The organism is Pseudomonas fluorescens, from assembly GCF_001307155.1.
GTDB lineage: Bacteria > Pseudomonadota > Gammaproteobacteria > Pseudomonadales > Pseudomonadaceae > Aquipseudomonas > Aquipseudomonas helvetica.
Map to the genome: position 1 here is coordinate 3,088,749 of NZ_CP012830.1, position 15,463 is coordinate 3,104,211.

Below are 15,463 nucleotides of genomic sequence, written 5' to 3' on the forward strand. Positions count from 1 at the left end.
AGGACTATTGGTAAAAATCCTACAAAGAGTGGCTTGTCTGATCTCAGACGCTGTCGCAAATGCCTGCTGATCCAGTCGCCAACGTGCGGCTGACTCTCGGCTATGATCTTCGTCGCTCAACAGGGTTTACCTGATTAATCTGGCACATTGGGTGCATCTGCAACGTTCATAGGTCGGCAACCCCTCCCCGACGGGGAAGGATTGCCGTATAACGAGTGACATTCGCGTGTTTGGTAATAAAGGACCCACAATAAAAGCTGATGAAGACTCCAAAACGCATTGAACCGCTGATCGAGGACGGTCTGGTTGACGAGGTGCTGCGCCCACTCATGAGTGGTAAAGAAGCAGCTGTTTATGTGGTGCGCTGCGGCAACGAGTTACGTTGCGCCAAGGTTTACAAGGAGGCGAATAAACGAAGTTTTCGTCAGGCGGCCGAGTATCAGGAAGGTCGCAAGGTCCGTAACAGCCGTCAGGCTCGCGCGATGGCCAAGGGCTCCAAGTTCGGTCGTAAAGAAACCGAAGACGCCTGGCAGAACGCCGAGGTTGCGGCATTGTTCCGTTTGGCCAGTGCCGGGGTGCGAGTCCCCAAGCCGTTCGACTTCCTGGAAGGCGTGCTGCTGATGGAGCTGGTGGCGGACGAGTACGGCGATGCCGCGCCGCGTCTCAATGACGTGGTGCTGGAAGCGGATCAGGCGCGTGAATACCACGCCTTCCTGATTTCACAGATCGTGCTGATGCTGTGTACCGGTCTGGTGCACGGTGACCTGTCCGAGTTCAACGTACTGCTGACCCCGGATGGTCCGGTGATCATCGACTTGCCCCAGGCAGTCGATGCTGCTGGCAACAACCACGCGTTCAGCATGCTGGAGCGCGACGTGGGCAACATGGCCTCGTACTTCGGGCGTTTTGCGCCGGAGTTGAAGCGGACCAAGTACGCCAAGGAAATGTGGGCCCTGTATGAAGCCGGCACCCTGCACCCGGCCAGCGTCCTGACCGGTGAGTTCGACGAGCCGGAAGAGCTGGCGGACGTGGGCGGCATCATGCGTGAGATCGAGGCCGCACGCCTTGACGAGGAGCGACGGCAAGCGGTTCGCGCCGCAGACGACGCCCCACCAGGTAAAACCGAAGAACCGCCTCCACCGTGGATGCAGTGATCGGTTGAATAAAAAATCCGGCTTCGGCCGGATTTTTTGTATTGGGCGAATGCAATCAACGCCGGGTCAGCAAGACCCCGGATTCCATGTGGTGCGTCCACGGGAACTGATCGAACATCGCACAGCGGGTGATGCGGTGGGTGTCGTGCAATTGGGCGATGTTGGCCGCCAGCGTTTCCGGATTGCACGAGATGTACAGAATGTTCTCGAAGCGTCGGGTCAGCTCGCACGTGTCCGGGTCCATGCCGGCGCGCGGTGGGTCGACGAACACGCTACCGAACTCGTAGCTCTTCAGATCAATGCCGTGCAAACGGCGGAACGGGCGAACTTCATTCAGCGCTTCGGTCAGCTCTTCGGCAGACAGACGCACCAGGGTGACGTTATCCACAGCGTTTTCACTGAGGTTGCTCAGCGCCGCATTCACCGAGGTCTTGCTGATTTCGGTGGCCAGCACTTTGCGCACGCGGGTCGCCAGCGGCAGGGTGAAGTTGCCGTTACCGCAATACAACTCCAGCAAATCGTCGCAACGATCACCCAGAGCGTCGTAAGCCCAGTTGAGCATCTTCTGGTTCACCGTACCGTTCGGCTGGGTGAACGCGCCTTCCGGTTGGCGATAGCTGAAGGTGCGACCACCGACTTCAAGTTTCTCGACCACATAATCATGGCCGATCACTTCGCGTTTGCCCTTGGAGCGACCGATTACGCTGACGTTGAGGTCGGCGGCCAGTTTCGACGCGGCCGCGTGCCAATGCTCGTCCAGCGGGCGGTGATAACACAAGGTGATCATCGCATCGCCGGCCAGGGTGGTCAGGAACTCCACCTGAAACAGCTTGTGGCTCAGGGCGGCGCTGGCTTGCCAGGCGGCCTTGAGCTGCGGCATCAACTGGTTGATGCGCTGGCTTGCGATCGGGAACTCTTCGATCAGGATCGGCGTGCGTTTGTCTTCCTGGGAGAACATCGCGTAATGACGCTCGCCGGCTTCGCGCCACAAGCGGAATTCGGCGCGCAGGCGAAAGTTCGCCAGCGGTGAGTCGAACACTGCAAGTTCGGGTGCATCGAACGGCGCCAGCAGGTCACGCAAGCGCGTGGCCTTTTCTTCGAGCTGAGCCGTGTAAGCCTGGGAATCGAAAGTCATGCGTTGAACCAACCCAACTTGATCACGAACAGAATCGACAGAACCACCAACGCCGAGTTCAGTTCACGGCCACGGCCGGACAGCAACTTGATGGCGGTCCAGGAAATGAACCCGAACGCGATACCGTTGGCAATGGAGTAAGTGAACGGCATGGCCAGCGCGGTAACGACCACGGGCGCGGCAACGGTGATGTCGTCCCAGTCTATTTCCGCCAGGCCGGAGGTCATCAGTACGGCGACGAACAGCAAGGCCGGTGCGGTGGCGAAGGCCGGTACGCTGGCGGCCAGTGGTGCGAAGAACAACGCCAGCAGGAACAGAACGGCCACCACGACGGCAGTCAGGCCGGTGCGGCCGCCGGCACTGACGCCCGCTGCCGACTCGATGTAACTGGTGGTGGTCGAGGTGCCCAGCAGGGAACCGGCCATGGCCGCGGTGCTGTCGGCGATCAGTGCACGACCCATTTTCGGCATGTGGCCGTCCTTGCCCATCAGGCCGGCGCGCTTGGCGACGCCGATCAGGGTGCCGGAGTTATCGAACAGGTCGACGAACAGGAAAGCGAAAATCACGCTGACCAGACCGATGTCCAGCGCGCCCTTGATGTCCAGTTGCAGGAAGGTCGGCGCCAGCGAAGGTGGCATCGCCATCACGCCGCCGAACGGTGTGAAGCCCAGGGCGATGGAAACGATGGTCACCGCCAGGATGCCGATCAGCACGGCACCGCGCACTTTCAGGGCTTCGAGGGCGACGATCAGCGCAAAACCCAGGGTCGCGAGGATCGGTGCCGGTTGTTTCAGGTCGCCGAGGCCAACCATGGTCGCCTGGTTGCTGACCACGATGCCGGCGTTGTGCAGGGCGATCAGCGCCAGGAACAGACCGATACCGGCGGCAATCGCCGAGCGCAAGGCCAGCGGGATGCTGTTGATGATCCATTCGCGGATGCGAAAGATCGACAACAGGAAAAACATGACCGCCGAGATGAACACCGCCCCCAGCGCCACTTGCCAGGTATGGCCCATGTGCAGGACAACGGTGTAGGTGAAGAAGGCGTTCAGGCCCATGCCTGGCGCCAGCGCGATCGGGTAGTTGGCGATCAGGCCCATCACCGTCGAGCCAATGGCCGCTGCCAGGCACGTCGCGACAAACACCGCGCCCTTGTCCATGCCGGTCTCGCCGAGGATGCTCGGGTTGACGAACAGAATGTAGGCCATGGCCAAAAAGGTCGTGATACCGGCAAGAATCTCGGTACGCACGTTGGTGTTGTGTGCCTTGAGTTGAAACAGCCTTTCCAGCATGCCTGCTCCTCGTGGCGCACCCGGCGCCGTGAATGTATCGACTTCAACAGCAAAGCACAGGCCGTGCCAGGCGCCTGAGTATTTTCTGTCGGTCGGAAAAAGCCGCGCATCATACCAGCAGCGTGCGGCTATGGCTGCCTAATGGCGTTGATCGTCGGCGATGTTTTGCAGTTTGAGGGAGTGGGGCATACTGCGCGCTGGTTTTGGGAGTGGATATGTCTTCTATAAAGAACAGGATGATTCTGGCTTTTGGCTTGTCTGGTGCCATGCTGCTCGGTGCGCACACCGCACTGGCAGCGTCCGCACCACCGCTGAGCGAAGTCAAGGTGCTCAAGGTCCAGTCGACCTCCTGCGGCATTGAAGATATTGCGCCAGGGCAGGACAAGACGAAGTGCGATCACGCAGGCCCCAACATCAAGATCTACGTGCTGGAGATCGGCTACGGCCGCCTGCCAAATGCAACGCTGGACGGCTTTGAAGTCAATGGCGTGCGGGCGCCTGTCTGCGCCTATGGCAACGGCAATTTGACGGAATGCTCCGGGGTGGCCAGCAAAATCGTCGGCAACCTCTACACCTTTGATCTGGCGGGTAAGCAGGAAGGCACTTTCACCTTCAGCAATACCTCGATCAATGCACCGGGCAATACGATATCGACGCAGCTGTACATCAAGTAACTTTCACTGGGTAACAGCAGGCTCGAACATCTGTCGACAAAGCTGACTACGCTTTAAGGATCACCCTGTGGACGCAGACCATGACCTTTAGAGCCCTGATTACCCTTGCCGAAGGTATCGACGACCTGCAAGCCGTGACACTGATCGACGTGTTGCGCCGGGCGAAAGTCGAAGTGGTGGTGGCGAGCATCGAGTCACGGCGCATGCTCACCTGCGCCCGTGGCACCCGATTGACCGCCGACGCGATGCTGATCGATGTGTTGGCGCAACCGTTCGACCTGGTCGTTTTGCCGGGTGGCGCCGTCGGCGCACAGCGCCTGGCGGCTCATCAACCCTTGTTACAGCTGGTCCAGGATCAATCCGCCGCCGGGCGCATGTTTGCCGGTATCGCCGAGTCGCCGGCGCTGGCGCTGCAAGCCTTTGGCGTATTGCGTCAGCGGCGCATGACCTGTCTGCCTGCGGCCAGTCATCAACTGCTCGGCTGCACATTCGTCGATCAACCCGTGGTCATCGACGGCAACTGCATCACCGCTCAAGGTTCGAGCGCTGCCCTGGCGTTTGCCTTGGTGCTGGTTGAACGACTGTGTGGCAAAGCCGTCAGGGCTGCGGTGGCGGGGGAGTTGCTGGCGTAGCGGCTTTCACGCCTGGGCGGCGAAACGCTCGATGGGGGGCTGTTCGCGGTGCTCGGCTTGCCAGAGATCGTAGTCAGTCTGAACGCCTAGCCAGGTTCTTGCCTTGCCGATACCGGCGCGCTCCAGCCGTACTGCCAGATCCGGGCTGATAGGGGCATGACCGTGAAGCACCCGCGAGAAATGCGGGCGGGCGTAGCCAAGCCGCTTGGCCAGCTCGGTGATACTGACGCCGAGTTCCGGCAACACATCCAGCAGAAGTGTTTCGCCAGGGTGTGGCGGGTTGTGCATAGGCATGTCCTGCCTCCTGTTCAGTGATAGTCCAGATAGTCGACCAGTTCGATGTCTGAACCGATAAAGCGAAAAATCAGCCGCCAGTTCCCGGAAACGTTCAGTGACCAATAGGTCTGAAGATCGCCCTTGAGCGGATGCAGGCGCCAACCGGGAAGGTCCAGGTCGCCCGGGCTCAGTGCACGATCCATGAACGGCAACATGCGGGCCAGGCGTTTCGCATGATCGGTGCGGATCCCACGAGTCGAACCGGTTTCATAGAAGCCACGAAGGCCTTTGTGCTGAAAGGATTTGATCATGGCGTCAGTGTAAGGCGATACATTACACCTTATGCACTAACTATGTACCGCCCTGCGTCGCCTAAATGCTGCTTTGTTCACCTGGCAAACGCTCGGCACTTGCCTTCGTTTCATCTACCGGCACATGCATGCGGTCGCGTTGTGCCAGGGTCGGGAACAGTTTGATCCATGTCCCGGTGACCAGCAGCGTACCGATTCCGCCCATGACCACCGCCGGTACAGTGCCGAACCAGTGGGCGGTGAGTCCGGATTCGAATTCGCCCAACTGGTTCGAGGCACCGATGAACAAGCCGTTCACCGCGCTGACCCGGCCGCGCATTTCGTCCGGGGTTTCCAGTTGCACGAAGGACGCGCGGATCACCATGCTGATCATGTCGGCGGCGCCGAGCACCACCAGCACCGCCAGCGAGAACCAGAACGAGGTCGACAGACCGAAGGCGATCGTTGCGACGCCGAACACCCCGACGGCGGTGAACATGACGCGTCCGACGTTGCGCTCCACGGCAAACCGCGCCAGACATAACGACATCAACAAGGCCCCGACCGCTGGCGCCGAGCGCAGCAGCCCGAGTCCCCAGGGACCGGTCAGCAGGATGTCCTTGGCAAATACCGGCAGCAGCGCCGTGGCGCCCCCGAGCAATACCGCGAACAAATCCAGGGAGATCGCGCCAAGAATGTCCGGGCGGCTGCGAATGAAGCGAATCCCTGCAAGCAATGAATCCAGGGTCGCCTTGCCCTTGTTCAGCGGGGTTTGTCGTGCGGGCAGGTTGAGCATCAGGCTGCAGGCGATGAGGTACAGAATCACCGTCGGGCCATACACCCAGACGCTGCCGAAGGCATACAGCAAACCACCCAGCGCTGGCGCGACGATGGTTGCCGATTGCTGAGCCGACTGGGACGCGGCCACCGCGCGCGGAAACAGTGCACTGGGGACAATCGTCGGCAATAAGGCCTGGGTGGTCGGCATTTCGAATGAACGGGCGGCGCCGAGCAGGAACGCGAGGATGAAGATCATCTCGCGGGTGACGTGGTCAGTGGCACTGCCAATCGCCAGGGCGAGCGCGATCATCGCCTGCACGGACTGGCAGATGGCCGCGACCTTGCGCCGGTCATAGCGGTCTGCCACATGCCCGGTGTGGAGCATGAACAACACCCGTGGCGCGAACTCCAGGAGCCCGACCAGACCCAGGTCCAGCACGTTGCCGGTGAGTTGGTAGAGATTCCAGCCGATGGCCACGGTAAGCATCTGGAAACCGCTGGCGGTGAACACCCGCGCCAGCCAGAAGGCAATGAATGGGCGGTGATGGCGCAACAACAGCGGGGCTTGGGTCGGCATCGGCGGGTAGTTCTGAGCGAGGAAAAATCGAGATTATCACCAACTTGTAACCTGAAGTTGCGTGTGCGGAGAATTTAGTTAGCTAGACACCTATCCTGAAGCCCGCGTCCTGTCTTCGCCACAGCCAATACCGCAGCCCTGAACAGAACGGTGAGGCAACCTGTCACGCGGCAAAAGACCACACAGTCGGGCGCTGAAAATGGGACTACTCTTTCATCGTTACTTGATCCAGATCAAAACCCTTGGTGGATTTGCTCTGACGGCCAGATGGCCAGACTCCCTGCGTTGCGATGGTTGTAAAAAAAACAACGAATTTGAATTCGCCACACTCCATAACCGTGGGGGCGGTGGGTGCAGGCTCCCAGCCAGCAGCCGTATTACCAGACAGAGGAAGACTTATGTTCGGTTTGGAGGCACTTGATCTCGCCCGAATTCAGTTCGCGTTCACCATCTCGTTTCACATCCTGTTCCCGGCGATCACCATCGGCCTGGCGAGTTACCTGGCGGTGCTCGAAGGCTTGTGGCTGAAGACCCACAACGATACCTACCGTGATTTGTATCACTTCTGGTCGAAGATCTTTGCCGTCAACTTCGGCATGGGGGTGGTCTCCGGATTGGTCATGGCCTATCAGTTCGGCACCAACTGGAGCCGCTTCTCGGACTTTGCCGGTTCCGTCACCGGGCCGCTGCTGACCTATGAAGTGCTCACGGCGTTCTTCCTCGAAGCCGGTTTCCTCGGCGTCATGCTGTTTGGCTGGAACAGGGTCGGGCGCAAGCTGCACTTCTTCGCCACGGTCATGGTGGCTATTGGCACGCTGATCTCGACGTTCTGGATTCTGGCCTCCAACAGCTGGATGCAAACCCCGCAGGGCTACGAAATCGTTAACGGCCAGGTGATTCCGGTGGACTGGCTGGCGGTGATTTTCAACCCGTCGTTCCCCTACCGCTTGATGCACATGGCCACCGCAGCTTTTGTGGCCACTGCATTCTTTGTCGGCTCGTCAGCCGCCTGGCACTTGTTGCGCGGCCGTGATAACCCGGCGATTCGCACCATGCTGTCGATGGCCATGTGGATGGCCTTGATCGTTGCACCGATTCAGGCGGTGATCGGCGACTTCCACGGCCTCAACACGCTCAAGCATCAGCCGGCAAAAATCGCCGCGATTGAAGGTCACTGGGAAAACGTCGGCAATGAGCCGACCCCGCTGATCCTGTTCGGCTGGCCGGACATGAAAGCCGAGAAGACCAAATTCGCGGTAGAGATTCCGTACCTGGGCAGCCTGATCCTGACTCACTCGCTGGACAAACAGGTTCCGGCACTCAAGGAGTTCGCGCCTGAAGACCGGCCGAACTCGACCATTGTGTTCTGGTCGTTCCGGATCATGGTCGGGCTGGGCTTCCTGATGATCTTCACCGGTCTGTGGAGTCTGTGGCTGCGCAAGCGTGACAGGCTGTATTCGAACCGTGCGTTCCTCTACCTGGCGCTGTGGATGGGGCCATCGGGCCTGATCGCGATCCTTGCCGGTTGGTTCACCACTGAAATCGGTCGTCAGCCGTGGGTGGTGTACGGGCTGATGCGCACTGCCGATGCTTCATCCATGCACAGTTTCTTGCAGATGAGCATTACCCTGGCGCTGTTCGTCGTGGTGTATTTCTCGCTGTTTGGTGTCGGTTTGGGCTACATGATGCGCCTGGTGCGCAAAGGGCCGAAGATCAACGAAGGTGCCGAACCGAGCCACGGTGGTCCCGGGCAGCAACGTACTCCGGCCCGTCCGCTTTCCGCTGCCGATGAAGGCGACGAAAACGGCGACGCCAGCCTGAACAAGGGGAATTGAGTCATGGGTATTGATCTTCCGCTGATCTGGGCCGTGATCATCATCTTCGGGATCATGATGTACGTGGTCATGGATGGTTTTGACCTGGGAATCGGCATTCTCTTCCCCTTCATCAAGGGCCACCGTGACCGCGATGTGATGATGAACACTGTCGCGCCCGTCTGGGACGGTAACGAAACCTGGCTGGTATTGGGCGGCGCGGCGCTATTTGGCGCCTTCCCGCTGGCGTATTCGGTGGTGCTGTCGGCGCTGTACCTGCCGCTGATCCTGATGCTGATCGGCTTGATCTTCCGCGGTGTGGCGTTCGAGTTCCGCTTCAAGGCCAAGGACCACAAACGACACATCTGGGACAAGTGCTTCATCGGCGGCTCGCTGACGGCGACGTTCTTCCAGGGTGTGGCGCTGGGGGCGTTTATCGACGGCATTCCGGTGGTCAATCGGCAGTTCGCGGGCGGCACGCTGGACTGGCTGACGCCGTTCTCGCTGTTCTGTGGCGTGGCACTGATCGTCGCTTATGCGCTGCTCGGCTGCACCTGGCTGATCATGAAGACCGAAGGCAAGTTGCAAAAGCAAATGCACGACCTGGCCCGCCCGCTGGCGTTCGTGGTGTTGGCGGTGACCGGTATCGTCAGTATCTGGACCCCGCTGGCCCATGCCGAGATCGCTGCGCGCTGGTTCACCCTGCCGAACCTGTTCTGGTTCCTGCCAGTGCCAATCCTGGTGCTGGTGACGATGTACGGTTTACTGCGTGCTGTGGCGCGTAACGCTCATTACACACCGTTCCTGTTGACCCTGGTGCTGATTTTCCTCGGTTACAGCGGTCTGGGAATCAGCCTGTGGCCGAACATCGTGCCGCCGTCGATCTCGATCTGGGACGCCGCCGCACCGCCGCAAAGCCAGGGCTTCATGCTGGTCGGCACCTTGTTCATCATCCCGTTCATTCTGGGCTACACCTTCTGGAGCTACTACGTGTTCCGCGGCAAGGTGACCCACGAAGACGGTTATCACTAGCAGGAGCAAAGCTTGCTCGCGATGGCGTCTTGACAGGCGCCATCAAACCCAGACCGAGGACCGAGGCAATGGTTAATAAACATTCTTTGCAGGAAATCGAACAGGCTGAAAAGAAGCCGCTCTGGCAGCGGCTTGGCTGGCTGGTAATGATCTGGACCGGCAGCGTACTGGCGCTGTTTGTCGTAGCCAGCCTGATGCGCATGTTCATGAATGCTGCAGGCCTGACCACTCACTGATCGACCCGAACATCCCATCCCGTGCTTTGCGGCACGGATTTATAACCCTCCACTGGAGGGTTTTTTTTGCCTGGGCGTTGGCCGTTATTTGCGGGCCTTGAGGATCACGAATTTGGGCGTTGCCGCGACCTGCTCGACACCCCGGAACAGACGCGCCAGTTTGCTGTGATAGCCCAGATGACGGTTGCCGACGATGTACAGCGCGCCGCCCACCACCAGGGCTTCGCGAGCTTGCTGGAACATCCGCCAGGCGAGGAAGTCCCCGACCACTTGTTGCTGGTGGAAAGGCGGATTGCACAGCACCACGTCCAGCGACTGCGGCTCCTGCCCAGCCAGGCCATCGCCCGCGCGCACGATGACTTCGCGCGAACCGAGGGCGGCCCGCCAGTTTTCGGCAGCGGATTGCACGGCCATGAACGATTCGTCCACCAGCGTGTAGTGGGCTTGAGGGTTTTGCAGGGCGCTGGCGATGGCCAACACGCCGTTGCCGCAACCCAGGTCGGCGACCTGCGCGTTACCGAGGTTTTTCGGCAGGTGAGGGAGAAACGCCCGAGTGCCGATGTCCAGGCCTTCGCGACAGAACACGTTGGCGTGGTTGAGTAACTCGATTGCCGGATCGTCGAGTGTGTAGCGAGTCGGGTAGGGCGACTGCGCGGGTTGCCTGGCATCGGCTGTGGCAATCAGCAAGCGGGCTTTCTTGACCGCCAGCGACGCTTGCACCGGGCCGATGTAGCGCTCCAGCAGATCGCCGGCTGCCCGCGGCAGGTGTTTGACCATGGCCGCAGCAACCACTTGTGCGCCGGGTGCCAGCTGCGTTTGCAGGCGGATCAGTTGCTCTTCCAGCAACGCCAGGGTTTTGGGGACGCGGATCAGTACCCGATCGAACGGACCGACCAGTGGCGCACTGGCCGGCAGCACTGACACAACATCAAAGGGAAGGCCATTGCGTACCAGGTTCTTTTCCAATGCCTGGGCTGCGAGAAACGAATCACCGCTACTGGTGACCTGAGCCTTGCCGACAAGGCTCGCCGCCAGTGCACCAAAGCTGTCATTGAGCACCAGAACCCGGGTATCAGCATTCGACTGCTGTTCGGCCAGAAAATTAAGCAGATACTCGTCAGCCGCATCGAAGGCTTGCAGCGGTTCGTTCTGCTGTTCGGGCTGGCGGATCAGGTCAAGTTGGGCGAAGGGGCTTTCGAGCAGGGGCATGGGGCGGGGACTCTGGGTAATCAACGGGTGTCCCGCGGTTTTGCACGTATTCAATGCTGGACGGGACCGTCTGAGTGGACTGCGTTGCGGTGTCGTTCGCTTCATCACTCAGAAGGGGCGTAAATGGTACGTTTTTTTCCGTCGAATTACTCGCAGGTTTTCCGTCGTGGTCAGCGCTGACAAGCACTGGTATTAGGTCAGGCTCAGATATATCTGCACTTCGCGGCCTGTACCACCGCAGAAATTTTGTTGGTGACACCCAGTTTCTTGATCGCATTGCCTATGTGGAAATTTACCGTACGTTGGGTGATGTTTAGGATTATCCCGGTTTCCAATGCGTTCTTGCCTTTCGAAGCCCACTTCAGCACATCTGTTTCCCGCGTCGATAATTGAGTCGCGCTCAAGCCGTCCGGATTCTTGCAGGCCAGCTTTTGCATTGCGAGGACATGCAGCTTATGGCTGATGAACGTTGCATAACCGAGGTTTTCATAGAGTTCGTAAGCCGTGATACGGCAATGGCTTCGGGCGACGCAGAGCATGCCGCTGCTATGGTTGTTCAGCTCATGTAGCGGCAGCGACCAACCATGCTGCATGCCTTGACCCGCGAGTGCGCGCCGTAGATCGGGGACGTTGGCGAAGGTATCACTGTCCCAGAGAATGGGCAGCATTGAATGATTGCAATGAGCTACTATTGGGTCTATTGCGCAGTAGTTGTTTTGTTCATAACGTGTGTTCCAGTCAGGTGAGTAATTATTAAGGTTCAGGTCATTGTCACAATGATTTGGCGCATGAGAAGTCATTGAAAACGCACAATATTCGTAGCCAAGATTATTAAAGAAGCCAAGTGCTATCGTGTAAGCCTTTTCAAGGCTTGACTCATAAATCAGCTGTTTTAACCGAGTCTCCTTCCAAGTATCCATACAAACTTCTCCCTGTGTTTCGCTTCGTAGGTGTTTATTTGATCCAAAATTGGTACGTTGCGAGTGTAGGGTAAATCCTACAGGTGCGAAGTGAGTTTTTTGCTCTTGATAGGTTCGCAAAATAAATAACCGGTTATTAGAGAAACAGTACCTGTACAGATCATGCGATTTGCTCCGACATCTGTAGAGATATTAATACTATCTTTATATTCAGGTTGCGAACCCTGCCTTTAACTCTTTAGTTAACTGTTAGTCATCTGTTGATTAATACCACTACAAATCGGCGGTGTTTCTTCGTCCGGCTTTGCGGGACACTGGAGCAATCAGACCTATGGAGCGCCCCATGACCGCCAGCGCAGAGAAGTTCACCCGACAAACCCTGCTCGATGTCCAGCCACTGACGTCCAGCCTGTTCACGCTACGTACTACGCGAGATCCGGGTTTTCGTTTTCGTGCCGGGCAATTCGCCCGCCTAGGGGTTACCAAGGCTGACGGCAGTACGGTATGGCGCGCCTATTCCATGGTCTCTTCACCCCATGACGAGTTTCTTGAGTTCTTTTCCATCGTCGTTCCGGGTGGCGAATTTACCAGCGAACTGAGTCGTCTGGAGGTAGGCGATACCTTGATGGTCGACCGTCAGGCCTTTGGTTTCCTGACCCTTGATCGCTTCGTCGATGGGCGTGATCTATGGTTATTGTCCACAGGGACGGGTATTGCGCCGTTTCTGTCGATCCTGCAGGACTTCGAGGTCTGGGAGAAATTCGAGCGAATCATTCTGGTGTATAGCGTGCGCGAAACGCGGGAGCTGGCTTATCAGGCGCTGATTGCTGAGTTGGAAGAGCGTGAGTATTTGGCGGAGCACGCCCATAAACTGCAATTTATCGCCACGGTTACCCGTGAGCCGCATCCGCAAGCATTGAGCGGGCGAATCACCCAGTTGATCAACAATGGCGAGCTGGAGCGGGTGGCTGGCGTCGCCATTACGGCCGAACATTCGCGAGTGATGCTCTGTGGAAACCCGCAGATGATCGATGACACGCGCAACTTGCTGAAAGCGCGCGACATGCAACTGAGTCTGACTCGGCGACCTGGTCAGGTGGCTGTGGAAAATTACTGGTAATGAAAAACGACGCCATCAGGCGCCGTTTATTACGCAACCCAGCCTTCAGGGCTTATTGTTCTGCGCTTTGAGCAGGTCGCGAATCTCGCTCAACAGTTCTTCTTCCTTGGTCGGAACCGGCGGCAGGCTTGGCGCCACCGCTTCTTCACGCTTCAGGCGGTTGATGGCTTTAACACCCATGAAGATTGCGAACGCGACGATCAGGAAGTCGATAATGCTCTGGATGAATTTACCGTAGGCCAGCACCACGGCCGGGACCGTGCCCTGCGCCGCTTTCAGCGTGACCGCCAGGTCCGCGAAGTCCACACCCCCGATCAGCAGGCCGATTGGCGGCATGACAACATCACCGACAAACGACGAAACGATCTTGCCGAACGCGGCGCCGATGATGATACCGACGGCCATGTCGACCACATTACCTTTGACCGCGAAGGCCTTGAACTCACTGAGCACGCCCATAGGTTATTCCTTGTTACAGATGAGGTTGGTGAACGCAGTGTAAATCAGCAAGTCGGGTCTTGCTCGACACAACTACTTACAGTGCTCGCTGCTATCGACCCGCTTACTGGCAAATAGTTTACAAAGTGCCATCAATCGCGCGTGAATATGCGCCAACTCACTGATAGACCAGAAAAAACTCTCAATCGACGCATTGCGTTCTTTCTATTTATGTTTTGACTATCTGGTCACTAGCCTCTGTTCAGCGCACCTGGATGCGCTACACAAAACCAGAGGAGTTCGACATGACCACCGCCATTAGCCGAGGGGCTTTTTCCCAGCGCCGTGTATTCGGCGTCTTGACCGCCAGCCTGCTGTCATTCTCCGTTCACGCGGCGACCCTGACCCGCGATAACGGCGCTGCCGTGGGCGACAACCAGAACTCGCAGACCGCGGGGGCCACTGGCCCGGTGCTGTTGCAGGACGTGCAACTGATCCAGAAACTCCAGCGCTTTGACCGCGAGCGCATCCCGGAGCGGGTCGTACATGCCCGCGGTACGGGTGCCCATGGCAGTTTTACGGTAACCGATGATCTCAGTGATCTGACCAAGGCCAAAGTCTTTGCCGCTGGCCAGACGACGCCGGTGTTTGTGCGTTTTTCAGCGGTGGTGCACGGCAACCATTCCCCGGAAACCTTGCGCGATCCACGAGGCTTTGCCACCAAGTTCTATACCGCAGACGGCAACTGGGACCTGGTCGGCAATAACTTCCCGACCTTTTTCATCCGCGATGCGATCAAATTCCCGGACATGGTCCACGCCTTCAAGCCAGACCCGCGCACCAACCTGGATGATGACTCGCGCCGGTTCGACTTCTTTTCCCATGTCCCGGAAGCCACTCGGACGTTGACCGAGTTGTACTCCAACTCCGGTACGCCGGCGAGTTACCGGGAAATGGACGGTAATGGAGTTCACGCCTATAAATTGGTCAATGCCAAAGGCGAAGTCAGCTATGTGAAGTTTCATTGGAAGAGTTTGCAGGGGATTAATAACCTTGACCCACAAGCGGTTACCAAGGTTCAGGGGCAAGACTACAGTCATATGACCGATGACTTGGTGGCTCATATCAATAAAGGCGACTTTCCAAAGTGGGACTTGTACATTCAGGTTCTAAAACCACAAGACTTGTATAAGTTTGACTTCGATCCTTTGGATGCTACCAAGATCTGGCCGGGTATCCCTGAGCGAAAAGTTGGACAAATGGTGCTCAATCGTAATCCTGCTAATGTCTTTCAGGAAACCGAACAAGTTGCCATGGCGCCGGCCAATCTAGTGCCGGGAATTGAACCTTCGGAAGATCGTTTGTTGCAAGGTCGAGTGTTCTCTTATGCCGATACGCAACTGTATCGCCTGGGCGCCAATGCGTTGCAGTTACCGATCAATGCGCCAAAAGTAACGGTGAACAACGGTAACCAGGACGGAGCGATGAACACGGGTCGCAGCAACGGCGGTGTGAACTATCAGCCGAGTCGTCTGGAGTCACGTGAGGAGCCTCAAGCGGCACGCTACAGCCAGTCGGCGCTGTCGGGTACGACCCAGCAGGCGAAGATCCAGCGCGAGCAAAACTTCAAGCAGGCCGGCGATCTGTATCGTTCGTTCAGCAAGAAGGAGCGCAGCGACCTGATCGAAAGTTTTGGTGGCTCGCTGGCCACCACGGATGACGAAAGCAAGCACATCATCCTGTCCTTCCTCTATAAAGCTGACCCGGAATACGGCACCGGCGTGACCAAGGTCGCCAAGGGAGATCTGAGTCGCGTCAAGGCGCTCGCGGACAAACTGGTCGACTGATCGTCATTGCCTCAACCGGCTCTCGCGCGGCTCAGTG

16 protein-coding genes are annotated in these 15,463 nt (G+C 58.1%); 8 read left to right on the top strand and 8 right to left on the bottom strand.

Annotated features, from left to right (window positions below; all coding sequences use genetic code 11):
* Positions 1-260: 260 nt before the first annotated feature.
* On the top strand, positions 261-1,154 hold the full coding sequence (locus AO353_RS13900) for a PA4780 family RIO1-like protein kinase (RefSeq protein ID WP_054595482.1): 894 nt from the start codon (positions 261-263) through the stop codon (positions 1,152-1,154).
* Between the two features lie 55 nt (positions 1,155-1,209).
* Here AO353_RS13900 and trmA read toward each other — a convergent pair whose 3' ends face one another.
* Together trmA and AO353_RS13910 are read right to left on the bottom strand one after the other, a co-directional pair.
* Positions 1,210-2,289 carry a tRNA (uridine(54)-C5)-methyltransferase TrmA gene (trmA, locus tag AO353_RS13905; protein WP_054595483.1) on the bottom strand — a complete coding sequence of 360 codons (1,080 nt, stop codon included), beginning with the start codon at positions 2,287-2,289 and terminating at the stop codon, positions 1,210-1,212.
* Positions 2,286-3,581, bottom strand: coding sequence for an NCS2 family permease (locus tag AO353_RS13910; RefSeq protein ID WP_054595484.1), 1,296 nt, complete (start codon positions 3,579-3,581; stop codon positions 2,286-2,288). Before AO353_RS13910 ends, trmA begins: the two co-directional genes overlap by 4 nt.
* Before the next feature lie 215 nt (positions 3,582-3,796).
* On the opposite strand from AO353_RS13910, the gene AO353_RS13915 reads away from it, so the two are divergent.
* A complete protein-coding gene (locus tag AO353_RS13915) occupies positions 3,797-4,255 on the top strand; it encodes a DUF4879 domain-containing protein (RefSeq protein ID WP_054595485.1) in 459 nt (152 codons plus the stop codon).
* An 80-nt stretch (positions 4,256-4,335) separates the two neighbouring features.
* The gene (locus AO353_RS13920) at positions 4,336-4,887 is read left to right on the top strand and encodes a DJ-1 family glyoxalase III (protein WP_054595486.1); all 552 of its coding nucleotides are present in this window, start codon (positions 4,336-4,338) and stop codon (positions 4,885-4,887) included.
* A gap of 6 nt (positions 4,888-4,893) precedes the next feature.
* Here AO353_RS13920 and AO353_RS13925 read toward each other — a convergent pair whose 3' ends face one another.
* From AO353_RS13925 to AO353_RS13935, 3 genes are all read right to left on the bottom strand, one after another.
* Positions 4,894-5,181 (bottom strand): HigA family addiction module antitoxin, encoded by a 288-nt coding sequence (locus AO353_RS13925; protein WP_173860029.1) that lies wholly within the window; start codon positions 5,179-5,181, stop codon positions 4,894-4,896.
* Positions 5,182-5,195: 14 nt separating this feature from the next.
* Entirely contained in the window at positions 5,196-5,474 is a 279-nt protein-coding gene (locus AO353_RS13930; protein ID WP_054595487.1) for a type II toxin-antitoxin system RelE/ParE family toxin, read from the bottom strand.
* Between the two features lie 61 nt (positions 5,475-5,535).
* Entirely contained in the window at positions 5,536-6,810 is a 1,275-nt protein-coding gene (locus AO353_RS13935) for an MFS transporter (RefSeq protein ID WP_054595488.1), read from the bottom strand.
* Positions 6,811-7,208: 398 nt separating this feature from the next.
* Between AO353_RS13935 and AO353_RS13940 the strand changes: the two genes are divergently transcribed.
* From AO353_RS13940 to AO353_RS29750, 3 genes are all read left to right on the top strand, one after another.
* Positions 7,209-8,645 carry a cytochrome ubiquinol oxidase subunit I gene (locus AO353_RS13940; RefSeq protein WP_054595489.1) on the top strand — a complete coding sequence of 479 codons (1,437 nt, stop codon included), beginning with the start codon at positions 7,209-7,211 and terminating at the stop codon, positions 8,643-8,645.
* 3 nt (positions 8,646-8,648) lie between these two features.
* Positions 8,649-9,656, top strand: coding sequence for a cytochrome d ubiquinol oxidase subunit II (gene cydB / locus AO353_RS13945; protein ID WP_054595490.1), 1,008 nt, complete (start codon positions 8,649-8,651; stop codon positions 9,654-9,656).
* Positions 9,657-9,724: 68 nt separating this feature from the next.
* Positions 9,725-9,892, top strand: a complete 168-nt coding sequence (locus AO353_RS29750) for a DUF2474 domain-containing protein (protein WP_081013729.1) — start codon at positions 9,725-9,727, stop codon at positions 9,890-9,892.
* 84 nt (positions 9,893-9,976) lie between these two features.
* On the opposite strand, the gene AO353_RS13950 is transcribed toward AO353_RS29750, so the two are convergent.
* Positions 9,977-11,101: a methyltransferase gene (locus AO353_RS13950; RefSeq protein ID WP_054595491.1), complete on the bottom strand. Its 1,125-nt coding sequence runs from the start codon at positions 11,099-11,101 to the stop codon at positions 9,977-9,979.
* 203 nt (positions 11,102-11,304) lie between these two features.
* On the bottom strand, positions 11,305-12,021 hold the full coding sequence (locus AO353_RS13955) for an autoinducer binding domain-containing protein (protein ID WP_054595492.1): 717 nt from the start codon (positions 12,019-12,021) through the stop codon (positions 11,305-11,307).
* A gap of 343 nt (positions 12,022-12,364) precedes the next feature.
* Between AO353_RS13955 and AO353_RS13960 the strand changes: the two genes are divergently transcribed.
* Positions 12,365-13,141: a ferredoxin--NADP reductase gene (locus tag AO353_RS13960; RefSeq protein ID WP_054595493.1), complete on the top strand. Its 777-nt coding sequence runs from the start codon at positions 12,365-12,367 to the stop codon at positions 13,139-13,141.
* A 45-nt stretch (positions 13,142-13,186) separates the two neighbouring features.
* Here AO353_RS13960 and mscL read toward each other — a convergent pair whose 3' ends face one another.
* A complete protein-coding gene (gene mscL / locus AO353_RS13965) occupies positions 13,187-13,600 on the bottom strand; it encodes a large-conductance mechanosensitive channel protein MscL (protein ID WP_019691591.1) in 414 nt (137 codons plus the stop codon).
* A 284-nt stretch (positions 13,601-13,884) separates the two neighbouring features.
* On the opposite strand from mscL, the gene katB reads away from it, so the two are divergent.
* Positions 13,885-15,426, top strand: a complete 1,542-nt coding sequence (gene katB / locus AO353_RS13970) for a catalase KatB (RefSeq protein ID WP_054595494.1) — start codon at positions 13,885-13,887, stop codon at positions 15,424-15,426.
* Positions 15,427-15,463: the final 37 nt, after the last annotated feature.

Bases quoted from the DNA above. Each gene is read 5' to 3' on its own strand.
- katB (WP_054595494.1), top strand. From the start codon at position 13,885: ATGACCACCGCCATTAGCCGAGGGGCTTTTTCCCAGCGCCGTGTATTC.
- mscL (WP_019691591.1), bottom strand. From the start codon at position 13,600: ATGGGCGTGCTCAGTGAGTTCAAGGCCTTCGCGGTCAAAGGTAATGTG.
- trmA (WP_054595483.1), bottom strand. From the start codon at position 2,289: ATGACTTTCGATTCCCAGGCTTACACGGCTCAGCTCGAAGAAAAGGCC.
- AO353_RS13915 (WP_054595485.1), top strand. From the start codon at position 3,797: ATGTCTTCTATAAAGAACAGGATGATTCTGGCTTTTGGCTTGTCTGGT.
- AO353_RS13925 (WP_173860029.1), bottom strand. From the start codon at position 5,181: ATGCCTATGCACAACCCGCCACACCCTGGCGAAACACTTCTGCTGGAT.
- AO353_RS13940 (WP_054595489.1), top strand. From the start codon at position 7,209: ATGTTCGGTTTGGAGGCACTTGATCTCGCCCGAATTCAGTTCGCGTTC.
- AO353_RS13960 (WP_054595493.1), top strand. From the start codon at position 12,365: ATGACCGCCAGCGCAGAGAAGTTCACCCGACAAACCCTGCTCGATGTC.
- AO353_RS13955 (WP_054595492.1), bottom strand. From the start codon at position 12,021: ATGGATACTTGGAAGGAGACTCGGTTAAAACAGCTGATTTATGAGTCA.
- AO353_RS29750 (WP_081013729.1), top strand. From the start codon at position 9,725: ATGGTTAATAAACATTCTTTGCAGGAAATCGAACAGGCTGAAAAGAAG.
- cydB (WP_054595490.1), top strand. From the start codon at position 8,649: ATGGGTATTGATCTTCCGCTGATCTGGGCCGTGATCATCATCTTCGGG.
- AO353_RS13920 (WP_054595486.1), top strand. From the start codon at position 4,336: ATGACCTTTAGAGCCCTGATTACCCTTGCCGAAGGTATCGACGACCTG.
- AO353_RS13950 (WP_054595491.1), bottom strand. From the start codon at position 11,101: ATGCCCCTGCTCGAAAGCCCCTTCGCCCAACTTGACCTGATCCGCCAG.
- AO353_RS13930 (WP_054595487.1), bottom strand. From the start codon at position 5,474: ATGATCAAATCCTTTCAGCACAAAGGCCTTCGTGGCTTCTATGAAACC.
- AO353_RS13935 (WP_054595488.1), bottom strand. From the start codon at position 6,810: ATGCCGACCCAAGCCCCGCTGTTGTTGCGCCATCACCGCCCATTCATT.
- AO353_RS13900 (WP_054595482.1), top strand. From the start codon at position 261: ATGAAGACTCCAAAACGCATTGAACCGCTGATCGAGGACGGTCTGGTT.
- AO353_RS13910 (WP_054595484.1), bottom strand. From the start codon at position 3,581: ATGCTGGAAAGGCTGTTTCAACTCAAGGCACACAACACCAACGTGCGT.